Genomic DNA, 20,257 nt, shown 5'->3' with positions numbered 1-20,257 from the left:
GAATAAGATGAAGTCTAAAATACCTCTGGCCCTGATGATGTGTAGCGCTTTTTCCGCAACGGCCGCCGAACAGCCCCATGTCTGGAAAGCCATTGCGTTTGGGCAATCCACGGATGTGAATTTTTCATCCAACGTGCTGCCCGAAAAAATTGGCGTCAATGATGTCACTATCGACGGGAAAAAGCTCACGCCGCAGGAGAGCGCCGATCTGACAAAAGCGATCACGGTGGAGAGCCGTGGCGGCAAAATTGCCAACTCCCACGACGGGCTAACTTTCTTCTATACCGAACTGCCGGCGAGCGAGAACTTCGTCCTGCAGGCCAACATCCGGGTGGATCAGTTTGGACCTGAAAATGGCGCGAAACCTGCCGCGCAGGAAGGAGCCGGGCTGCTGGTGCGCGATGTCCTCGGTAATCCACGTCAGGAGCCCCTGAAAACCGGTTATGAAGAGTTCCCTGCGGCATCGAACCTGGTGATGAACGCTATCATGACCCAGGATAAAAAAGATCATCAGCGGGTGAAAATGCAGGCCATCACGCGGGAAGGGATCAGCCATCCGTGGGGGGATGCCGGGGCGGCCATTAAAAAACAGAGTTATAAAGAAGAGGTGGACCTGAGCCAGACCCCGGCCTTTCGCCTCAAACTTCAGCGCACGGACGATGGCTTTATTACCGCCTGGGCCCCGCTGGACAGCGACAGCTGGGTGAGCAAGAGCGTGCCGCGCGGTGATCTGATTTCGGTGCAAAACCCGGATCGCTACTACGTCGGCTTCTTCGCCTCCCGGAATGCCAAAATCACGGTGACCAACGCCTCGCTGACCACCAGCCCCGCCCATACCGTATCTTCGCAACCGTGGCAGGCAGAGCCGCTGCCGGCCGTGGTGCAGCTGGCTTCCGGGAACGTCAGCGCTTCCGGGGATTATCTGCTGCAGGCGCGCGCCAATGAAGACGGAGTATTCAGCGTCCGGCAAAACGAAGTGGTGATCGGTAATGAGAAAACGGTAAAAGCGGGGGAGATGTACACCCTGCCCGCCCGTCTTGAGCAGACCAGCACCTTTACGGTGGCCTTTACCCCGTCTCAGGGCACATCGGTGAACCAGCAGCTCACCGTGGAACGCGTCGCGGACAGGGACACGGCGCTTCTGTATGCCGCCCCGGACGGCAAAGCGGAGGCGAAAGGTACAGCCGATGCGCCGCTGGATTTCGCCACCGCCATCGCGCTGCTGGCCCCCGGCGGTAAGCTGGTGCTGAAAAGCGGCGATTATCCGCGAAGCGAGATCCCGCTCTCGGCCAGTGGCAGCCGCGACAAGCTCAAAACGCTTCAGGCTGAAGGTGAAGTGGTTATCCGCGGTCTGCTGCTCGACGCCAGCTACTGGCATATCCAGGGTATCGACGTGACGGAGAAAAGCCTGCGCGTTCAGGGTAGCCATAACCTGATCGAGCGCGTCAGGGCGTACCGTAATGACGACACCGGGATCCAGATCTCCTCTCCTGAGAAGATTGGTCGTCCGTTATGGGCAAGTTATAACCGGGTGGTGGATTCTGAATCCTGGGCCAACGAAGATCCCGGCAAGATTAACGCCGATGGCTTCGCAGTGAAGATGCGGGTAGGCGATGGTAACCGGCTGGAGAAATGCTATGCCCACGACAATATCGATGACGGTTTCGACCTGTTCAACAAGATTGAAGATGGCGCCAACGGTGTGGTGGTGATCGAGAACTCGGTTGCCAGCAACAATACCAGTAACGGCTTCAAGCTCGGCGGGGAAGGGCAGCCTGTTGCGCATCAGATCCGCAATAGTAAAGCCACCGGCAATCATCTGGATGGGTTCACCGATAACTTCAACCCGGGCAAGCTGGTAGTGGAGAACAACCTGGCGGTGGATAACCAGCGATTTAACTACATCTTCCGCCCGAGTCCGTACGGAGACGTCACAACCCAGGGGACGTTTACCGGCAACCTGTCGATCCGGAATCAGCCCGGTGAATATGATGATGCGGTCGTGGGAACCATCGATAACACGAACTACTTTATCGTGAAGGGTAAAAGCGTGAACAGTGACGGGAAGGAGTTAGATAAAACACAGGTGCAGACCCAATAACCAGGGAGGCGCTTCGCTTATCACACAACGGTAAGCGTGGCGCCGCCCGGCAGGTCAGCAATTACAGATTAAACGTACCGAAAGAGACGTTCATGTTGCTGAAAAGGGCGATGATTTTGTTGATGGTTTTCATGATGGCATCCTGATGTTTTTGAAGTTCAGTTATGTGATATACATCACAAAACGGAGTCTACTCCTCAACATTTTGCCGATCAATCATTTTGTGAGCTAAATCACAAAATAATAAAACATCGTTTTGATTTCAGATTTTGTGAAACGAAACCATAAAAAAAAAGCCAGTCTGGAGACCAGACTGGCTTTCGTACTTTCAAGCCGGTGTTACATCGCTTTTTTGGTCAACTCGATAACGCGCAGTTTCGCGATCGCTTTGGCCAGCTCTGCAGACGCCTGAGCGTAATCCACGTCGCCATGAGAGCTCTTGATGTGCTCTTCTGCTTTACGCTTCGCTTCCAGAGCTCGCGCTTCGTCGAGATCCTGGCCACGAATTGCGGTATCAGCCAGTACGGTCACGCTGCCAGGTTGCACTTCAATCATGCCCCCGGACAGATAGATAAACTCTTCATGACCGAACTGTTTAACGATGCGGATCATACCAGGCTTAATGGCGGTGAGCAGTGGTGCGTGACCCGGGAAGATACCCAGTTCACCTTCACTACCCGTTACCTGGATTTTCTCGACCAGACCAGAGAACATTTGTTGCTCTGCGCTGACGACGTCCAGGTGGTAAGTCATTGCCATATCACCCTCCGATTAAGGCGTTAAAGTTTTTTGGCTTTTTCCACGGCTTCGTCGATGGAACCCACCATATAGAACGCCTGCTCCGGCAGGTGATCGTATTCGCCTTCCATGATGCCTTTAAAGCCACGGATGGTGTCTTTCAGCGCAACGTATTTGCCCGGAGAACCGGTAAATACTTCTGCTACGAAGAACGGCTGGGACAGGAAGCGCTGGATCTTACGTGCGCGTGCTACCACCAGTTTGTCTTCTTCAGACAGTTCATCCATACCCAGGATGGCGATGATGTCTTTCAGTTCCTGATAACGCTGCAGCAGGGACTGTACGCCACGCGCGGTGTCGTAGTGTTCCTGACCAACAACCAGTGGATCCAGCTGACGACTGGTGGAGTCCAGCGGGTCAACGGCCGGGTAGATACCCAGAGACGCGATCTGACGGCTCAGTACCACGGTTGCATCTAAGTGAGCAAAGGTGGTGGCTGGTGATGGGTCAGTCAAGTCATCCGCAGGTACGTATACCGCCTGAACGGAGGTGATAGAACCGGTTTTGGTAGAGGTGATACGTTCCTGCAGAACACCCATCTCTTCCGCCAGGGTCGGCTGGTAGCCTACCGCTGATGGCATACGACCCAGCAGTGCGGATACTTCCGTACCGGCCAGGGTGTAACGGTAGATGTTGTCAACGAACAGCAGTACGTCACGACCTTCGTCACGGAACTTCTCAGCCATGGTCAGGCCGGTCAGCGCAACGCGCAGACGGTTTCCTGGTGGCTCGTTCATCTGGCCGTAAACCAGTGATACTTTGTCCAGAACGTTGGAGTCGGTCATTTCGTGGTAGAAGTCGTTACCCTCACGAGTACGCTCACCCACGCCTGCAAACACGGAGTAACCGGAGTGCTCGATCGCGATGTTACGGATCAGCTCCATCATGTTTACGGTTTTACCCACACCTGCACCACCGAACAGACCGACTTTACCGCCCTTCGCGAACGGACACATCAGGTCGATAACTTTGATGCCGGTTTCCAGCAGTTCCTGAGAGCTGGACAGCTCTTCATAGGAAGGTGCTGAACGGTGAATAGCCCAACGCTCTTCTTCGCCGATATCGCCTTTCATGTCGATCGGCTGACCCAGGACGTTCATGATACGACCCAGGGTTGCTTTACCTACTGGTACTTCGATTGGGTGCTCGAGATCTTTTACATCCAGACCACGACGCAGACCGTCGGAAGAACCCATGGCGATGGTACGCACGATACCACCACCGAGCTGCTGCTGAACTTCCAGCACCAGCTGCTCATTACCATTCTGAACCTCAAGAGCATCGTACACGCGCGGTACGGCATCCTGAGGGAATTCGACGTCAACCACGGCGCCGATTACCTGGACAATTTTTCCAGTAGCCATCTTGAATCCTCTACGAATTAACCTGGTTATACCGCGGATGCACCACCGACGATCTCGGTGAGTTCCTGAGTAATGCTGGCCTGACGAGCTTTGTTGTATACCAACTGCAGCTCTTTAATCAGGCTGCCGCCATTGTCGGTCGCGGCTTTCATCGCCACCATACGTGCGGCCTGCTCGCTGGCCAGGTTTTCTACCACACCCTGATAAACCTGGGATTCAACGTAACGACGCAGCAGGGTATCCAGCAGCGGTTTCGGATCGGGTTCATACAGGTAATCCCAGGATTTATGCTTCAACTCAGCATCATCTGATGCCGGTAACGGCAGCAGTTGCGTGAGGGTCGGAACCTGAGACATGGTGTTAATAAATTTGTTGTTTACAACGTACAACCTGTCCAGACGGCCTTCATCAAAGGCCTGCAACATCACTTTTACCGGGCCGATCAGTTCGGACAGGGACGGGTTATCACCCATACCGGTCACCTGGGCGACAATATTGCCACCTACGGAATTAAAGAAAGAGACGCCTTTAGAGCCGATCATCGCGATTTCGCTCTGAACGCCTTTATCAGACCAGACTTTCATATCCGCCAGCAGCTTTTTGAACAGGTTAATGTTCAAGCCACCGCACAAACCACGGTCGGTCGACACCACCAGGTAGCCCACGCGCTTAACGTCGCGTTCTTCCAGGTAAGGATGCTTATATTCCAGATTACCGCTCGCAAGGTGACCAATCACTTTGCGCATGGTATCTGCATAAGGACGGCTGGCCGCCATGCGTTCCTGCGATTTACGCATTTTGGACGCGGCGACCATTTCCATCGCTTTAGTGATCTTTTGCGTGTTCTGGACGCTTGCGATCTTACTACGTATCTCTTTTGCGCCGGCCATGAGCTTCTCCTCAATGCCTTGCGGTCTGCCCTAAGACAGACCGCCAGACGTTACCAGGACTGGGTTGCTTTGAAGGAATCGAGCAGGCTCTTCAGCTTGCCTTCGATTTCGTCGTTATAGCCACCGGACTGGTTAATCTCTTGCATCAGCGGAGCGTGGTCACGGTCAGCGAAAGCCAGCAGTGCGGCTTCGAAGCTACCGATTTTCGCCAGTTCTACATCCCCCAGATAACCACGTTCTGCTGCGAACAGTACCAGGCCCTGCTGTGCGACTGACATAGGGGCATACTGTTTCTGTTTCAGCAGTTCGGTCACTTTCTGACCGTGGTCAAGCTGTTTACGGGTTGCATCGTCAAGATCGGATGCAAACTGGGAGAACGCTGCCAGTTCACGATACTGTGCCAGCGCGGTACGGATACCACCGGACAGTTTCTTGATGATCTTGGTCTGCGCTGCACCACCCACACGGGATACGGAGATACCCGGGTTAACTGCCGGACGAATACCGGAGTTAAACAGGTTGGTTTCCAGGAAGATCTGACCATCGGTAATGGAGATTACGTTGGTCGGAACGAACGCAGAAACGTCACCCGCCTGGGTTTCGATGATTGGCAGTGCGGTCAGAGAACCGGTCTGGCCTTTCACTTCACCTTTAGTGAAATTCTCAACGTATTCCGCGTTAACGCGGGATGCACGCTCCAGCAGACGGGAGTGCAGATAGAATACGTCGCCCGGGAATGCTTCACGTCCTGGTGGACGACGGAGCAGCAGGGAAACCTGACGGTATGCAACGGCCTGTTTGGACAGGTCATCATAAACGATCAGAGCATCTTCACCGCGGTCACGGAAGTATTCGCCCATTGCGCAACCGGCATACGGTGCCAGGTATTGCAGTGCAGCAGATTCAGAAGCGGTAGCCACAACAACGATGGTGTTAGCCAGCGCGCCGTGCTCTTCCAGTTTACGAACCACGTTGGAAATGGTGGACGCTTTCTGGCCGATAGCCACGTACACACATTTGATGCCGGAATCGCGCTGGTTGATGATCGCATCGATTGCCATCGCGGTTTTACCGGTCTGACGGTCACCGATGATCAGCTCACGCTGGCCACGGCCGATTGGGATCATCGCATCAACGGATTTATAACCGGTCTGCACCGGCTGGTCGACGGACTGACGGTCGATTACGCCCGGAGCGATAACTTCGATTGGCGAGAAGCCATCGTTATCAACTGGACCTTTACCGTCGATTGGCGCACCCAGGGTGTTCACCACGCGACCCAGCAGGCCACGGCCAACTGGAACTTCAAGAATACGGCCAGTACACTTAACCTTCATGCCTTCGGCGAGGTCAGCGTAAGGACCCATCACAACTGCACCTACGGAGTCGCGCTCCAGGTTCAGTGCGATAGCGTAACGGTTACCCGGCAGGGAGATCATTTCACCCTGCATACAATCGGCCAGGCCGTGGATGCGGATAACACCGTCGCTTACAGAAACAATAGTACCTTCGTTGTGAGCTTCACTCACAACACTGAACTGAGCAATGCGCTGCTTGATCAGTTCGCTGATTTCGGTGGAATTCAGTTGCATGCTCCAGTCCCCTTAAGACTGCAAGACGTCTGCAAGGCGCTCAAGACGGCCGCGTACGCTGCCATCAATGACCATATCACCCGCTCGGATGATTACGCCCGCCATTACAGACTTATCGATATTGCAATTCAGCTTCACTTTGCGTGACAGACGTTTTTCCATCGCGGCGGTGATTTTCGCAAGCTGTTCGTTACTCAGCTCAGACGCAGAAGTTACCTGAACTTCAACGGTGGCTTCACTGAGGGCACGTAAGTGCTCGAACTGCTCAAGAACATCCGGGAGCGCTTTCAGACGACCATTTTCTGCCATTACCCGAATCAGGTTCTGACCGTTAGTGTCTAACTGCTCACCGCAAATGGCGATGAACGAACTGGCGAGGGTTTCTGGTGCCAGTGCACCTGAAAGCATCTCGGCCATGTGTTCGTTTTTCGTTACCTCAGCGGCAAACGCCAGCATGTTCTGCCAGCGATCGACATTTTGGTGTTCGATAGCAAAGTCAAAAGCTGCTTTGGCGTAGGGGCGAGCTACCGTAACAAATTCAGACATCAGCCCCTCCCTCCTTACAGTTCAGCGACAAGTTTGTCCACGATGTCGCTGTTAGCAGCTTCATCCACGGAACGTTCGATGATCTTCTCGGCGCCAGCAACAGCCAGAATCGCGACCTGCTTACGCAGCTCTTCGCGAGCACGTTTACGCTCGGCATCAATTTCTGCCTGCGCTTGCGTCACGATTTTAGTACGTTCCTGTTCTGCTTCAGCTTTCGCTTCGTCCAGGATCTGAGAACGACGTTTGTTCGCCTGCTCGATGATTACCTGGGCTTCCGCTTTCGCTTTTTTCAGCTGGTCGGTCGCGTTGGCCTGTGCAAGGTCCAAATCTTTCTTAGCGCGTTCTGCAGAAGCCAGTCCGTCAGAAATTTCTTTCTGACGTTTTTCGATGGCTGCCATTAAAGGCGGCCATACGTACTTCATGCAGAACCAGACAAAGATAACAAACGCGATGGCCTGGCCGAGGATTGTTGCGTTCATGTTCACAGCACAATACCTCTTTAAATTTACAACTGTGGCTTAGGGTTTAAATCTACTTACTACGCGACAGCAAACATCACGTACAGACCCAGACCTACAGCGATCATCGGGATAGCATCCACCAGACCCATAACGATAAAGAACTGAGTACGCAGCAGAGGAATCAGATCCGGTTGACGCGCTGCGCCTTCCAGGAATTTGCCCCCGAGGATGCCGATACCGATCGCAGCACCGATAGCCGCCAGACCCATCATCACAGCGGCAGCCATGTACAGCAGATCCATATTCAGGTTTTCCATGACAGTCTCCAGTTTGTTTCAGTTAAAACGTAGTAGTGTTGGTAAAGAATCAGTGCTCTTCAGATGCCATCGACAGATAGACGATCGTCAGAACCATGAAGATAAAGGCTTGCAGCGTAATGATCAGGATGTGGAAAATGGCCCAAGGCACATTCAGAATCCACTGTGACCACCACGGCAGAAGACCCGCGATCAGAATGAAAATCAGCTCACCCGCATACATGTTGCCGAACAGTCGCAGACCGAGAGAAATCGGTTTGGACAGCAGGCTAACGCCTTCCAGGATCAGGTTGATCGGAATAAACGCCCAGTGGTTGAACGGCTGCAAGGTAAGCTCTTTCACGAAGCCGCCTACACCTTTCATTTTGATGCTGTAGAAAAGAATCAGGATGAATACGCCCAGTGCCATGGACAGGGTGATGTTCACGTCAGCAGACGGCACCACACGCAGGGCAGGCAGACCGAAGATATGCTCGCCGATAAACGGCAGCAGGTCGATCGGCAGCAGGTCCATCAGGTTCATCAGGAAGACCCACACAAAGACGGTCAGCGCCAGCGGTGCAATCACCTTGCTCTTGCCGTGGTACATGTCTTTGACGCTGCCATGGACGAAGCCAATGATCATTTCGATGAAGGTCTGGAATTTCCCTGGAACGCCGCTGGTTGCACGTTTCGCAACGCCGCGGAAAATGGCCAGGAACAACAGACCCAGTGCCACCGAGAAGAACATGGAGTCGATATTGATCGTCCAGAAGGTGGCTGGGGGGTTATGCGGATCCACCAGCGAGAATGTACGCAGGTCCAGCTGAAGGTTATTCAGATGGTGTCCTATGTAATCCTGCGGCGTCATATTTTCTGAAGCCATGATGCCTTTTACCCTTTGTTATTGATTACAGCTGGCGCCAGAACTTGTACCACCAGCACCAAAACCCACGTCACTATCAGCGGCAGAAATACCACTTTAAAAACCGCCAGCGCCATCACCAGTAGAGCAAAGGTCAGCAACACCTTACACACTTCGCCCAGAGCGAAGGACCAGGCCATGCGGCCTTTGGCAGGTGTATGCGCCTGATGACGCCAGGCAAAAATCATAAACAACATATTCGGCAAAACGACTGCCAAACCTCCGCTTACCGCAGAGATGCCCCAGAAGGGGTCTTTGAGGCAGAACAGCAATCCACTTGCTATCACCGCCAGAAACTGAATGAACAGAAGCTTACGAGCAACGTTTCGACTCAAGAGCGACACAGACATCACGTTTTTACTCCTGCTCACTTCGAGGTATGTCGCGTGTCGTATAAAACGTCCTTTAGGGCTCAGAGTCAAGCAGCAAAAAGCGGTCAAATTATACGGTGCGTCCCCGTGATTTCAAACAATAAGTAGCGAAAAGGTGAATAAATGTTTAAATATTTTTCCCCGGCGCTATTTCTTAACTTTTCGTCAAACTGTGAATGACTCATCAAAACTGCAAACTACGCGGAAACATTGGCGATAAAGCGTGCACAGGATCACAAAATACACATTTACGATAAGGTCGAATAATTGAAATCAGTAAATCGCTATATTTCATCTTTATGATATTAAAGAGTAATTTAAGTAACTATTTACAAAACAGCCCTGTATACAACAAAAACCTTTTATTGACATTTATAATAAATATTTAACATTACGATCTGGTTACTAACCCCTACTTTTAGCAAGCTGATATTTTCAGGGTTTATTATATTTTGGGTTAACTACACATTAAGGTTAACCCAAAGAAAATCCACAGTAAAAAAGCGGTTAAATTAACGCTGGCTATTTCTTAACCTTCAGACTGTTTTTTAACATACTTAGAACAGCACAATTTCCACATTTTTTATTATTTTTTTAAAAACTGTTTGGCTTAACGATCACCAGATGGCGCTCACCTTCCAGCTGTGGAACGCGTAATTTGATGGCGGACTCCACCTCAAACCCGTCCGGCAGTTGTGCGATTTCATCTTCCGGCAGGATGCCTTTCAGGGCATAAAACCGTCCGTTCTGTGCAGGCAGATGCTTACACCAGCCGATCATGTCGTTGAGCGAGGCAAAGGCCCGGCTGATCACGCCATCAAACGGCGGCTCGGCGGGAAACTCCTCTACCCTACTCTGTACCGGGTAAATATTTTCCAGCTTCAGTTCATGTTGAACCTGGCGCAGGAAGCGCACGCGCTTGCCCAGACTGTCCAGCAGCGTGAACTGGCACTCAGGACGCACGATAGAGAGTGGGATACCCGGCAGGCCTGGACCGGTGCCGACATCGATAAAACGCTCACCCTGGAGGTGAGGCGCCACGACGATGCTGTCGAGGATGTGACGCACCAGCATCTCGTTCGGGTCGCGTACCGAGGTGAGGTTATAGGCCTTGTTCCATTTGTGCAGCATATCGACATACCCCACCAGCTGATTTTTCTGGTGATCGGTGAGCGAAATACCGGCTTGATCCAGCAGACGAGTGAGTTTGTTAAGCACGGAGAATACCTGTTGAGATGCGTTTTGGCGGGTAGCGCTACGCTTACCCGCCCTACGGAGTTCTGTAGGCCCGGATCGCTACGCATCACCGGGCAGTTCTTACGATTATGCGCTGCGACGCAGCATACCCTGTTTTTTCAGCCACACCAGCAGAATGGAGATGGCCGCAGGCGTGACGCCGGAAATGCGCGATGCCTGGCCGATGGACGACGGTTTATGGTCGTTCAGCTTGGCGATCACCTCGTTGGAGAGGCCGTTAACCTGACGGTAATCCAGCGTGGCCGGGAGGATCGTGCTCTCGTTACGCTGCTGTTTCTCGATCTCATCCTGCTGACGGGCGATATAGCCTTCGTATTTCACCTGGATTTCGACCTGCTCGGCGGCCTGCACGTCATCCAGACCCGGCGCGAACGGCGTCATCTGGATCAGCTGGTCGTAGGTCATCTCCGGACGACGGAGCAGATCTTCCCCGCTCGCTTCACGGGAAAGCGGCGCAGACAGGTGAGCATTCACTTCGTCTACAGATTCGGTGGTTGGGTTGACCCAGGTGGACTTCAGGCGCTGACGTTCGCGCTCGATGGTCTCCAGCTTCTCGTTGAAACGCGCCCAGCGCGCATCATCCACCAGACCCAGCTCACGCCCTTTTTCGGTCAGACGCAGGTCGGCGTTGTCTTCACGCAGCATCAGACGATATTCCGCCCGAGAGGTAAACATGCGGTACGGCTCTTTGGTCCCGAGGGTGCAAAGGTCGTCCACCAGCACGCCAAGGTAAGCCTGAGAACGACCCGGCGCCCAGCCCTCTTTCTCGGCAGAGAAACGCGCGGCGTTGAGACCGGCCAGCAGACCCTGCGCGGCGGCTTCTTCGTAACCGGTCGTGCCGTTGATCTGGCCCGCGAAGAACAGCCCCTGAATAAATTTGCTTTCCAGGGTCGGCTTCAGGTCACGCGGATCGAAGAAGTCATATTCAATGGCATAGCCCGGACGGACAATCTTCGCATTCTCCATCCCCTGCATCGAACGGACGATCTGCATCTGTACATCGAACGGCAGGCTGGTGGAGATACCGTTCGGGTAGATCTCGTTGGAGGTCAACCCTTCCGGCTCGAGGAAGATCTGGTGCTGGTTACGATCGGCAAAGCGCATCACCTTGTCTTCGATCGACGGGCAGTAACGTGGGCCGATCCCTTCGATCACGCCGGCATACATCGGGCTGCGATCGAGGTTGCTGCGGATCACGTCATGAGTTTTCTCGTTGGTGTGCGTGACATAGCACGGCACCTGGCGCGGATGCTGATCCACGTTGCCCATGAACGAGAAGACCGGCATTGGATTGTCGCCGTGCTGTTGTGCCAGCACGCTGAAATCGATAGTGCGGGCGTCAATACGCGGCGGCGTGCCGGTTTTCAGGCGGCTGACGCGCAGCGGCAGCTCGCGCAGACGACGCGACAGCGGAATGGACGGCGGATCGCCAGCACGGCCACCGCTGTAGTTATCCAGTCCGATATGAATTTTACCATCGAGAAAAGTCCCGACGGTCAGTACGACGGCTTTGGCACGGAACTTCAGACCCATCTGGGTCACGGCGCCAACAACACGATCGTTTTCGACGATCAGATCCTCAACCGCCTGCTGGAAGATCATCAGGTTCGGCTGATTCTCCAGCGCGGTGCGTACCGCCTGGCGATAGAGCACGCGGTCTGCCTGTGCACGGGTGGCACGAACGGCAGGGCCTTTGCTCGCGTTTAGTATCCTAAACTGAATGCCGGCATGATCGATCGCGGTGGCCATCAGGCCGCCAAGGGCATCCACTTCTTTTACCAGGTGTCCTTTCCCAATGCCGCCAATCGCCGGATTACAGGACATCTGTCCTAGCGTGTCGATATTGTGTGTCAAAAGCAGGGTCTGCTGACCCATTCGCGCCGCGGCCATTGCGGCCTCGGTGCCTGCATGACCCCCGCCAATGATGATGACGTCAAAAGGATCCTGATAAAACATGGTGGTCTGCCTCGCGTAAAGCGGTAAGAAAATGGATTGAAGCCCGGGCCGTGGATTCTACTCAACTTTAGTCGATCGAGAAAGCACTGGGATCCTGACTATTAAAAAGAAGATCTTCTTATTTAGAGATCTGTTTTATTGTGATCTCTTATTAGGATCGCGGATTTCTGTGGATAAGCCGGATCTCCCGAAGAAGATCATGCGTTTAGAGAGGATCGTTTGCTGTGAATGATCGGTGATCCTGCGACGTATAAGCTGGGATCAGATCGGCGACTTATGCACAGCACAAAAAGTCATCAACGGTTATTCTTGGGATAACTACCGGTTGATCCAAGCTTTTAACCAGAGTTATCCACATCTGATCGCACGATCTTTAATCGTTTTTGAGTAAATTTTTCCATTCAGCCAGCCAAAGTTCCGCTGGATCTTCCGGAATATCGTGATCGAGGATGTTGATCTTCAGCGTTTCACCGATCTGTTGTGCCCCGCAGGACTTCAGTTCGGTCTCCACTTTCTCAACGGCACCGCAGAAAGTGTCATATTCCCGGCTGCCGATGCCGATCGCCCCAAACCGGACGTTCGCTAGGTCAGGCTGATGCTCTTTCAGCTCTTCATATAAAGGAAGAAGGTTATCCGGAAGATCGCCGGCACCGTGGGTAGAGGTGATCAACAGCCAGATCCCGTCGATCGGCAGATCTTCTAATAACGGTCCGTGCAGCGTTTCGGTGGAAAAACCCGCATCTTCCAGCTTTTCAGCCAGGTGTTCCGCTACATATTCAGCCCCGCCGAGGGTGCTACCGCTAATAAGAGTAATATCTGCCATGGATCGCTCGCTCATATAAAGAGGGATCATTGTACGCTGTGAGCGAGCTGGGATCTACCTGTGGAAAATGTGGGAATGAATTTGCCCGATCAGGGGCGGATGGTACGCATGATCGGGTTCTGCAGGGAGATCAGCGTCTCGGTGGACTGAATTTCATCAATTGTTTGGATCTTGTTGATAAGTACCTGCTGCAGGGCGTCGATCGATCGGCACATCACCTTAATAAAGATGCTGTAGTGCCCGGTGGTGTAGTAAGCCTCGGTCACCTCCTCCAGCGCGTTGAGCTTTGCCAGCGCCGAGGGGTAGTCTTTGGCGCTCTTCAGAATGATGCCGATAAAGCAGCAGACGTCGTACCCCAGCTGTTTGGGGCTAACGTCAATACGCGCCCCGGTAATGATCCCCGCCTGCTTCATCTTCTCTACGCGCACATGAATAGTGCCCGGGCTGACGCCAAACTGTTTGGCCAGTTCGGCATAGGCCGTGCGGGCATTGGCCATCAGCGCCTCAAGGATGCCGCGGTCCAGATTGTCGATCTGATAATTTTCCATAGCTTTTTCTTATGAAGATTAATGAATAACTCTATTGTAGCGTTTAATTTTAACGAATCAAAAGTCATGACGGAGTTTTATTGTTGGATTATTGAAAGACGTCCTTTTTTGTTGCTTAATCAATGCCAACAGGACGCAGGAGTATAAATAATGAAAACCGCTTACATCGCACAACAACGCCAGATCAGTTTCGTTAAATCCCATTTTTCCCGCCAGCTGGAAGAGAAGCTTGGTCTTATTGAAGTCCAGGCACCGATCTTAAGCCGCGTGGGGGACGGGACGCAGGACAACCTGTCTGGTTGCGAAAAAGCGGTACAGGTAAAAGTGAAAACACTGCCAGACGCCCAGTTCGAAGTGGTTCATTCCCTTGCGAAGTGGAAGCGTCAAACTCTGGGACAACACGACTTCAGCGCGGGCGAAGGGCTTTACACGCACATGAAAGCCCTTCGCCCTGATGAAGACCGTCTTACCGCTATTCACTCTGTGTACGTTGACCAGTGGGACTGGGAACGTGTCATGGGTGATGGCGAGCGTCATACCCGCACGCTGAAAGCGACGGTAGAAGCCATTTATGCCGGGATCAAAGAGACCGAAGCGGCAGTCAGCAAAGAGTTTGGTCTGACCCCGTTCCTGCCGGAGACGATCCAGTTTGTTCATAGCCAGGAGCTGTTGACCCGCTTCCCGGATCTGGATGCCAAAGGCCGTGAGCGTGCGATCGCTAAAGAGCTGGGTGCGGTATTCCTGATTGGCATCGGCGGCAAGCTGTCTCATGGTCAGCGTCACGATGTCCGTGCGCCGGATTATGATGACTGGAGCAGCGAAGGTGAAAGCGGCCTCGCCGGTCTGAACGGCGATATCCTGGTGTGGAACCCGATTCTGGAAGATGCGTTTGAGCTCTCCTCCATGGGGATCCGCGTTGATGCCGACGCGCTGCAGCGTCAGCTGGCCATCACCGGGGATGAAGATCGTCTCAAGCTGGAGTGGCACCAGGCTCTGCTGCGCGGTGAGATGCCGCAGACCATCGGTGGCGGCATTGGCCAGTCTCGTCTGACTATGTTACTGCTGCAGCTGTCCCATATCGGCCAGGTTCAGTGTGGTGTATGGCCGCAGCAGGTTCGTGACAGCGTGGATGCGCTGCTGTAATTAGCGTTTCCAGCGCCGCAGCAGGCGGCTACGCAACCCGGTATCAAAGCGCCAGATATGATCGAAGATGCGCATGATGCCGGGTTTTCCATGGGTGGACATCGCCACCGCGTGAAAACGATGCTGATGTTCCCGCTGCAACACCTTCACTTTACTCACCACCTCATCCGGCAAGCGCTGGGCAATAAAATCCGAGATCACCACCGCGTCGGCGTCATACCACTCTCCGCCCTGCATTCGCTCGATAATGGCGCGAAAACAGCTGGCGAGATCGGTCCCGCCGCGAAAGCGCTGGCTTAAGAAGCGGATCGCCTGCTCGAGGCCGTGCTGGCCCGAAAGCTCGTAGCCCACCACCTCGCTGGAAAACAGCATGATAAAGCAGCGCCGTCTGTCGGCGAGCGCCACCCGCATCAGGGCCAGGCAAAAGGCTTTGGCGCACTGCTCGTTAAAGCCGCCCATTGAACCCGAGGTATCCACGCAGACGATAAACGGCCCGCGGGGCTGCTCATCGAAATCCTGGTGCACGGCCGGGCGTTGGCTGACCTTCTCTCGCCAGGCATCACCCTGCAGGCGATAGGTCAGGAGCTGCTTCTCCACCAGCCGACGGTAAAATTCATACTCCAGTTCCGTAATACCCAGGGTTGCCAGCTCGGGCGGTAGCAGGCGCAGAATGTCGTCGCTCTGCTGCAGCCCGTCCACCTGCTCCGGCACCGTCGCCGGTTCGCGCACCAGGGTGCGGAAGGTTTCCAGCGGGGCATCCTTTTTTGGCACCGACTTCGCCTCCCGGGAGCGGCCCAGCTGTTCCGCCAGCTGCATCAGCTCCGGCTGCTGAGCCAGAAAGTCACCGTAGCGGACGATAAGCTGATAATCACCCCGCTTCAGCTGGCCGGCGCTCATATCCCACAGGCGACCGGCGGCGTTTTCATTCTCCACCAGCACCGGCTCCAGCGCACCGGCTAAGGTCATGCGCTCCTGCACTTCGCTGAGCAGCTGCTCGCGCTCCTCTTCCATTAACTGCTGATTGAGGGAGGTAGCCTGTACCACCAGGCTTAATCGCCAGCGCTGTAAAAACAGGGTATGCAGAGCGGGCGTAAAGGTGGCGTTATCCACCACCAGCTGTCGGGCCTGGCTGGCATAAGGGGAGTGCACCTTGTCCAGCAGGGTTAAAATTTGCGGTAGCTGGACGATCAGCTGGGGCGTGGAGAGCAGCTGGCTCTGCTGATAGCACATCACCTCTTCGGTGAGCTCTGGCGGGACGCGGGTATCTTTCAGCCTTTTACGTAAATTTTCCCGCCAGCGCGGAAGATCGTCGGTGATGGCGGTTTTAAGTCGGGGGAATTTTTCGAAAAAGAGAGCCAGCTGTGGCGAGGCCAGCAGGGTCAGGATGATCTCTTCGATCATGCCCTCCTCGCCGACGGCAAGCATAACGTTGAGCGTGTCCAGCGTCAGCATTGACGCGCCTGTTTGATCTGCGCGCTCACGTCCTGCAGGCTGGATTCAATGCGGCCCAGCCAGTCGCTGTGGATAAACAGACATTTTTGCTGCTCGCTGAAGCGGGTGTGCTGCAGGTGCCACTGATTATCCAGCGCTTCCAGCTGCTGTTTGATCTCTTCCGGAACGCTGTCAGAGGCGGTGCCGGGCAGCGCAAGGCGCGATCCCTGCAGGCTGACGTCGCGGATCACCAGATGCAGGCTGCCGTCCACTTCCATATTGAGCTGCTGGGCAAAGCCGATGCCGTTGAGTTTGCCGCGGATCTCGCCGCCTTTGCTCAGCCACAGCGACAGGGCTTCACGCTCAATGGTGATGTGAATGACCTGCATATCATGGAGCTTAAGCGGCTGCTGGAGGAGCAATGTCAGGGTGGATTCGCTCAGTTCGGTCGGCAATTCGTAGTGCGGGCGGCGGGCAAACATGCCGCTCTGACGGCTGACGCGCAGGGCGGTTTTATCGCTTTGCTGCTGCTGAAGCTGAAGGCGGCGCTGGGTGATGGCCCCGAGCTGGTTCAGCATCTCCTGCTGCCCCCACGCGTGTCCGGTCATCAATATTTCCAGCTGCTGCTGCATCAGATTCATACCGTTAGCGTCATGCCACAGGCAATCTTTCAGCAGGATCAGATCGATAGGAGCAACCGCATCGCGGCCGCTGAACAGGGCGCTGGCCTGCAGGAGACGAATGGCTTTCTTCCAGCGACGATCGGAGACGTAAGGCGCGCCCGGCAGGGCATCCAGCTGCTGGCGCAGCATAAAGACCAGGTCAAATACCGTATCCGGCAGTTTGATTGTGCCAATATCCTGCTGCCACTGTTGGTACTCTTCATCCGTCACCTGCAGGGCGGCAGGGACCGGGTTATCGTTTTCATCCTGCTGGCTAATCAGCAGCGAGCGGAAGTTCGCTTTGTCCTGCACTTTGTCGAGCCACAGGCGGATCAGCATGCGGTCATATAAGGCTTCGAGGCTGCTGTCGGCTTCCGGCAGTTCGTTGGAGGCCGCCACCAGCAGGCGCATCGGGATTTTTTCTTCAAACGCGCCATTGCGGAACCGACGTTCGTTGATGGCGGTGAGCAGGGTATTCAGGATTGCGGGGCCAGCTTTCCAGATTTCATCGAGAAAAACGATCTCCGCTTCCGGCAGGTAGCCCGCCGTCAAACGCTCATAGCGCCCTTCATCTTTTAACGCCTGAATGGAGAGGGGGCCAAATACCTCTTCCGGTGTGGAAAAGCGGGTCATCAAATACTCAAAGGCTCTGGCATGTTGAAAGGCGAATTTCAGCCGGCGGGCAATCAGGCTTTTTGCGATGCCGGGCGGCCCCAGCAGAAAGACGCTTTCACCGCTCAGTGCCGCCAGTAAACAGAGGCGGATGGCATGGCTACGTTCAAATAGCCCTTTTTCCAGCGCGCCGCTGAGACGGGAAATTCTTTCTGCTAATAAATGAGTGTGAGCCATAATTGTTTTGCATCCTTTCGCCGTACACCCGGCTAATTGAAGCGAGTATAGACGTTTCGTTCTGGGCTGGTAATAGACTGAACTACGGTGCTATTTTCTTTGCGCTATGTTAATGCGGGCGCATTTAGGGGTACGATTCTACGATTAATCGTGCATACTGTGCGCTTTTTGTGGGCCAAGGGACTAAGCACACATTTGTTATATAAACGAAAAGACTAGTCTATGAGCACTGATAATAAGCAATCATTACCCGCAATAACGCTCGCGGCGATCGGGGTTGTGTACGGTGATATCGGCACCAGCCCGCTTTATACGCTTCGTGAATGTTTGTCCGGTCAGTTTGGTTTCGGCGTGGAACGCGACGCTGTTTTTGGTTTTTTGTCTCTTATCTTTTGGCTCCTGATCTTAGTGGTCTCCGTTAAATATCTCTCCTTTGTCATGCGCGCAGATAATGCCGGTGAAGGTGGGATCCTGACCTTAATGTCGCTGGCCGGGCGCTACACCTCACCCAAAATGACCTCCTTCCTGGTGATTATCGGGCTGATTGGCGGCAGCTTCTTCTATGGCGAAGTGGTGATCACACCAGCTATCTCCGTGCTGTCGGCAATCGAAGGGCTTGAGATTGTCGCGCCGCAGCTTGAGGAATGGGTCGTTCCGCTGGCCATTCTTGTGCTGACCCTGCTGTTTGTGATTCAGAAGCACGGCACCGGGCTGGTGGGAAAACTCTTCGCGCCGATTATGCTGGCCTGGTTCCTGATCCTCGCGGTGCTGGGGTTACGCAGCATTATTGCGAATCCGGACGTGCTGCATGCGCTGAACCCGATGTGGGCGGTGCACTTCTTCCTCGAATACAAAACCGTGTCGTTTATCGCCTTGGGCGCCGTGGTGCTCTCCATCACCGGGGTTGAGGCGCTGTATGCCGATATGGGGCACTTCGGCAAACTGCCTATTCGTGTGGCCTGGTTTATGGTGGTGCTGCCGTCGCTGGTGTTGAACTACTTTGGCCAGGGCGCGCTGCTGCTTAAACATCCGGAAGCGATTAAAAACCCGTTCTTCCTGCTGGCCCCGGACTGGGCGCTGGTGCCGATGCTGATCCTCGCCACGCTGGCGACGGTGATTGCCTCTCAGGCGGTGATCTCTGGCGTCTTCTCCCTGACCCGTCAGGCCGTACGTCTGGGTTATCTCTCCCCGATGCGCATCATTCATACCTCTGAGATGGAGTCGGGCCAGATCTACATCCCGTTCATTAACTGGCTGCTCTATTTCGCGGTAGTGATTGTGATCGTCAGCTTCGAGCACTCCAGTAACCTGGCGGCAGCCTACGGTATCGCCGTCACCGGGACGATGGTGCTGACCTCCATCCTCTCCACCACGGTGGCGTACCGCAACTGGCACTGGAATAAATTCCTCGTGGGAATGATTCTGGTCGGCTTCCTCTGTATTGATATTCCGCTGTTTTCGGCCAACCTCGACAAGATTGTCTCCGGCGGCTGGCTGCCACTGACGCTGGGTATGGTGATGTTCATTGTGATGACCACCTGGAAGAGCGAGCGTTTCCGCCTGCTGCGTCGGATGCATGAGCACGGTAATTCTCTGGATGCGATGATCGTCTCGCTGGAGAAATCCCCGCCGGTGCGTGTGCCGGGTACGGCAGTCTATATGTCGCGTGCGCTGAACGTGATTCCGTTTGCCCTGATGCACAACCTCAAGCACAACAAGGTCCTGCATGAGCGGGTGATCCTCCTGACGCTGCGTACCGAAGATGCGCCGTATGTGCATAATGTTCGCCGCGTGCAGATAGAGCAGCTTTCGCCCACCTTCTGGCGCGTAGTGGCCAGCTATGGCTGGCGCGAAACCCCGAACGTGGAAGAGGTGTTCCACCGCTGCGGTCTGGAAGGCTTAAGCTGCCGGATGATGGAGACCTCGTTCTTTATGTCGCACGAGTCGCTGATCATCGGCAAACGCCCGTGGTATCTGCGCCTGCGCGGCAAGCTCTACCTTATTCTCCAGCGTAACGCCCTGCGTGCGCCCGACCAGTTCGAGATCCCGCCTAACCGCGTAATTGAGTTAGGGACACAGGTCGAGATTTAAGATATGCCCGGCGGCGCTTCGCTTGCGCGGGCCTACGGTTTTGTAGGCCCGCGCAAGCGCAGCGCCACCCGGCAAATCCCCCCTTTTTCTCTCCCGCATTTCACTTAGCGAAACGTTTCGACAACGATCACAAATCTGCAACGCCATGGTGGT

Annotated in this window: 18 protein-coding genes; 3 read left to right on the top strand and 15 right to left on the bottom strand. The window is 54.4% G+C overall.

Going from position 1 to position 20,257, the window contains the following annotated elements:
* Positions 1–7 precede the first annotated feature (7 nt).
* Complete coding sequence (locus G7090_RS23515; RefSeq protein ID WP_166185008.1) at positions 8–2,101, top strand: right-handed parallel beta-helix repeat-containing protein; 2,094 nt, start codon at positions 8–10, stop codon at positions 2,099–2,101.
* 339 nt (positions 2,102–2,440) lie between these two features.
* Here G7090_RS23515 and G7090_RS23510 read toward each other — a convergent pair whose 3' ends face one another.
* The 13 genes from G7090_RS23510 to asnC all read right to left on the bottom strand — a co-directional run bounded on the left by G7090_RS23510 (position 2,441) and on the right by asnC (position 13,928).
* The gene (locus tag G7090_RS23510) at positions 2,441–2,860 is read right to left on the bottom strand and encodes a F0F1 ATP synthase subunit epsilon (protein WP_106995541.1); all 420 of its coding nucleotides are present in this window, start codon (positions 2,858–2,860) and stop codon (positions 2,441–2,443) included.
* Between the two features lie 20 nt (positions 2,861–2,880).
* A complete protein-coding gene (gene atpD, locus G7090_RS23505) occupies positions 2,881–4,263 on the bottom strand; it encodes a F0F1 ATP synthase subunit beta (protein WP_106995540.1) in 1,383 nt (460 codons plus the stop codon).
* Positions 4,264–4,289: 26 nt separating this feature from the next.
* Positions 4,290–5,153 (bottom strand): F0F1 ATP synthase subunit gamma, encoded by an 864-nt coding sequence (atpG, locus tag G7090_RS23500; RefSeq protein ID WP_106995539.1) that lies wholly within the window; start codon positions 5,151–5,153, stop codon positions 4,290–4,292.
* Between the two features lie 50 nt (positions 5,154–5,203).
* The gene (gene atpA / locus G7090_RS23495; RefSeq protein WP_106995538.1) at positions 5,204–6,745 is read right to left on the bottom strand and encodes a F0F1 ATP synthase subunit alpha; all 1,542 of its coding nucleotides are present in this window, start codon (positions 6,743–6,745) and stop codon (positions 5,204–5,206) included.
* A gap of 12 nt (positions 6,746–6,757) precedes the next feature.
* Positions 6,758–7,291 carry a F0F1 ATP synthase subunit delta gene (gene atpH, locus G7090_RS23490; protein ID WP_106995537.1) on the bottom strand — a complete coding sequence of 178 codons (534 nt, stop codon included), beginning with the start codon at positions 7,289–7,291 and terminating at the stop codon, positions 6,758–6,760.
* A gap of 14 nt (positions 7,292–7,305) precedes the next feature.
* A complete protein-coding gene (gene atpF / locus G7090_RS23485) occupies positions 7,306–7,776 on the bottom strand; it encodes a F0F1 ATP synthase subunit B (RefSeq protein ID WP_032615498.1) in 471 nt (156 codons plus the stop codon).
* A gap of 53 nt (positions 7,777–7,829) precedes the next feature.
* Positions 7,830–8,069 carry a F0F1 ATP synthase subunit C gene (atpE, locus tag G7090_RS23480; protein ID WP_000429386.1) on the bottom strand — a complete coding sequence of 80 codons (240 nt, stop codon included), beginning with the start codon at positions 8,067–8,069 and terminating at the stop codon, positions 7,830–7,832.
* A gap of 49 nt (positions 8,070–8,118) precedes the next feature.
* Entirely contained in the window at positions 8,119–8,934 is an 816-nt protein-coding gene (atpB, locus tag G7090_RS23475) for a F0F1 ATP synthase subunit A (RefSeq protein ID WP_106995536.1), read from the bottom strand.
* Positions 8,935–8,942: 8 nt separating this feature from the next.
* On the bottom strand, positions 8,943–9,323 hold the full coding sequence (gene atpI, locus G7090_RS23470) for a F0F1 ATP synthase subunit I (protein WP_166185005.1): 381 nt from the start codon (positions 9,321–9,323) through the stop codon (positions 8,943–8,945).
* Between the two features lie 615 nt (positions 9,324–9,938).
* On the bottom strand, positions 9,939–10,562 hold the full coding sequence (rsmG, locus tag G7090_RS23465; RefSeq protein ID WP_106995534.1) for a 16S rRNA (guanine(527)-N(7))-methyltransferase RsmG: 624 nt from the start codon (positions 10,560–10,562) through the stop codon (positions 9,939–9,941).
* A gap of 105 nt (positions 10,563–10,667) precedes the next feature.
* Entirely contained in the window at positions 10,668–12,557 is a 1,890-nt protein-coding gene (gene mnmG / locus G7090_RS23460; RefSeq protein WP_106995533.1) for a tRNA uridine-5-carboxymethylaminomethyl(34) synthesis enzyme MnmG, read from the bottom strand.
* Positions 12,558–12,930: 373 nt separating this feature from the next.
* On the bottom strand, positions 12,931–13,380 hold the full coding sequence (gene mioC, locus G7090_RS23455; RefSeq protein ID WP_106995532.1) for an FMN-binding protein MioC: 450 nt from the start codon (positions 13,378–13,380) through the stop codon (positions 12,931–12,933).
* Positions 13,381–13,469: 89 nt separating this feature from the next.
* Positions 13,470–13,928, bottom strand: coding sequence for a transcriptional regulator AsnC (gene asnC / locus G7090_RS23450; RefSeq protein ID WP_014172275.1), 459 nt, complete (start codon positions 13,926–13,928; stop codon positions 13,470–13,472).
* Positions 13,929–14,078: 150 nt separating this feature from the next.
* Between asnC and asnA the strand changes: the two genes are divergently transcribed.
* The gene (asnA, locus tag G7090_RS23445; RefSeq protein WP_106995531.1) at positions 14,079–15,071 is read left to right on the top strand and encodes an aspartate--ammonia ligase; all 993 of its coding nucleotides are present in this window, start codon (positions 14,079–14,081) and stop codon (positions 15,069–15,071) included.
* On the opposite strand, the gene viaA is transcribed toward asnA, so the two are convergent.
* Both viaA and ravA read right to left on the bottom strand, forming a co-directional pair.
* Positions 15,072–16,523 (bottom strand): ATPase RavA stimulator ViaA, encoded by a 1,452-nt coding sequence (viaA, locus tag G7090_RS23440; protein WP_166185002.1) that lies wholly within the window; start codon positions 16,521–16,523, stop codon positions 15,072–15,074.
* The gene (gene ravA, locus G7090_RS23435; RefSeq protein ID WP_166185000.1) at positions 16,517–18,013 is read right to left on the bottom strand and encodes an ATPase RavA; all 1,497 of its coding nucleotides are present in this window, start codon (positions 18,011–18,013) and stop codon (positions 16,517–16,519) included. Before ravA ends, viaA begins: the two co-directional genes overlap by 7 nt.
* A gap of 222 nt (positions 18,014–18,235) precedes the next feature.
* On the opposite strand from ravA, the gene kup reads away from it, so the two are divergent.
* Complete coding sequence (kup, locus tag G7090_RS23430) at positions 18,236–20,104, top strand: low affinity potassium transporter Kup (RefSeq protein ID WP_106995528.1); 1,869 nt, start codon at positions 18,236–18,238, stop codon at positions 20,102–20,104.
* Positions 20,105–20,257: the final 153 nt, after the last annotated feature.

This window comes from Leclercia sp. 29361, from assembly GCF_011290365.1.
GTDB lineage: Bacteria > Pseudomonadota > Gammaproteobacteria > Enterobacterales > Enterobacteriaceae > Enterobacter > Enterobacter tamurae.
This window is presented reverse-complemented; position numbering and strand designations above follow the sequence as displayed.

Coding starts and splice junctions, on each gene's coding strand:
- G7090_RS23515 (WP_166185008.1), top strand. CDS start 8: ATGAAGTCTAAAATACCTCTGGCCCTGATGATGTGTAGCGCTTTTTCC.
- G7090_RS23510 (WP_106995541.1), bottom strand. CDS start 2,860: ATGGCAATGACTTACCACCTGGACGTCGTCAGCGCAGAGCAACAAATG.
- atpD (WP_106995540.1), bottom strand. CDS start 4,263: ATGGCTACTGGAAAAATTGTCCAGGTAATCGGCGCCGTGGTTGACGTC.
- atpG (WP_106995539.1), bottom strand. CDS start 5,153: ATGGCCGGCGCAAAAGAGATACGTAGTAAGATCGCAAGCGTCCAGAAC.
- atpA (WP_106995538.1), bottom strand. CDS start 6,745: ATGCAACTGAATTCCACCGAAATCAGCGAACTGATCAAGCAGCGCATT.
- atpH (WP_106995537.1), bottom strand. CDS start 7,291: ATGTCTGAATTTGTTACGGTAGCTCGCCCCTACGCCAAAGCAGCTTTT.
- atpE (WP_000429386.1), bottom strand. CDS start 8,069: ATGGAAAACCTGAATATGGATCTGCTGTACATGGCTGCCGCTGTGATG.
- atpB (WP_106995536.1), bottom strand. CDS start 8,934: ATGGCTTCAGAAAATATGACGCCGCAGGATTACATAGGACACCATCTG.
- atpI (WP_166185005.1), bottom strand. CDS start 9,323: ATGTCTGTGTCGCTCTTGAGTCGAAACGTTGCTCGTAAGCTTCTGTTC.
- mnmG (WP_106995533.1), bottom strand. CDS start 12,557: ATGTTTTATCAGGATCCTTTTGACGTCATCATCATTGGCGGGGGTCAT.
- mioC (WP_106995532.1), bottom strand. CDS start 13,380: ATGGCAGATATTACTCTTATTAGCGGTAGCACCCTCGGCGGGGCTGAA.
- asnC (WP_014172275.1), bottom strand. CDS start 13,928: ATGGAAAATTATCAGATCGACAATCTGGACCGCGGCATCCTTGAGGCG.
- asnA (WP_106995531.1), top strand. CDS start 14,079: ATGAAAACCGCTTACATCGCACAACAACGCCAGATCAGTTTCGTTAAA.
- viaA (WP_166185002.1), bottom strand. CDS start 16,523: ATGCTGACGCTGGACACGCTCAACGTTATGCTTGCCGTCGGCGAGGAG.
- ravA (WP_166185000.1), bottom strand. CDS start 18,013: ATGGCTCACACTCATTTATTAGCAGAAAGAATTTCCCGTCTCAGCGGC.
- kup (WP_106995528.1), top strand. CDS start 18,236: ATGAGCACTGATAATAAGCAATCATTACCCGCAATAACGCTCGCGGCG.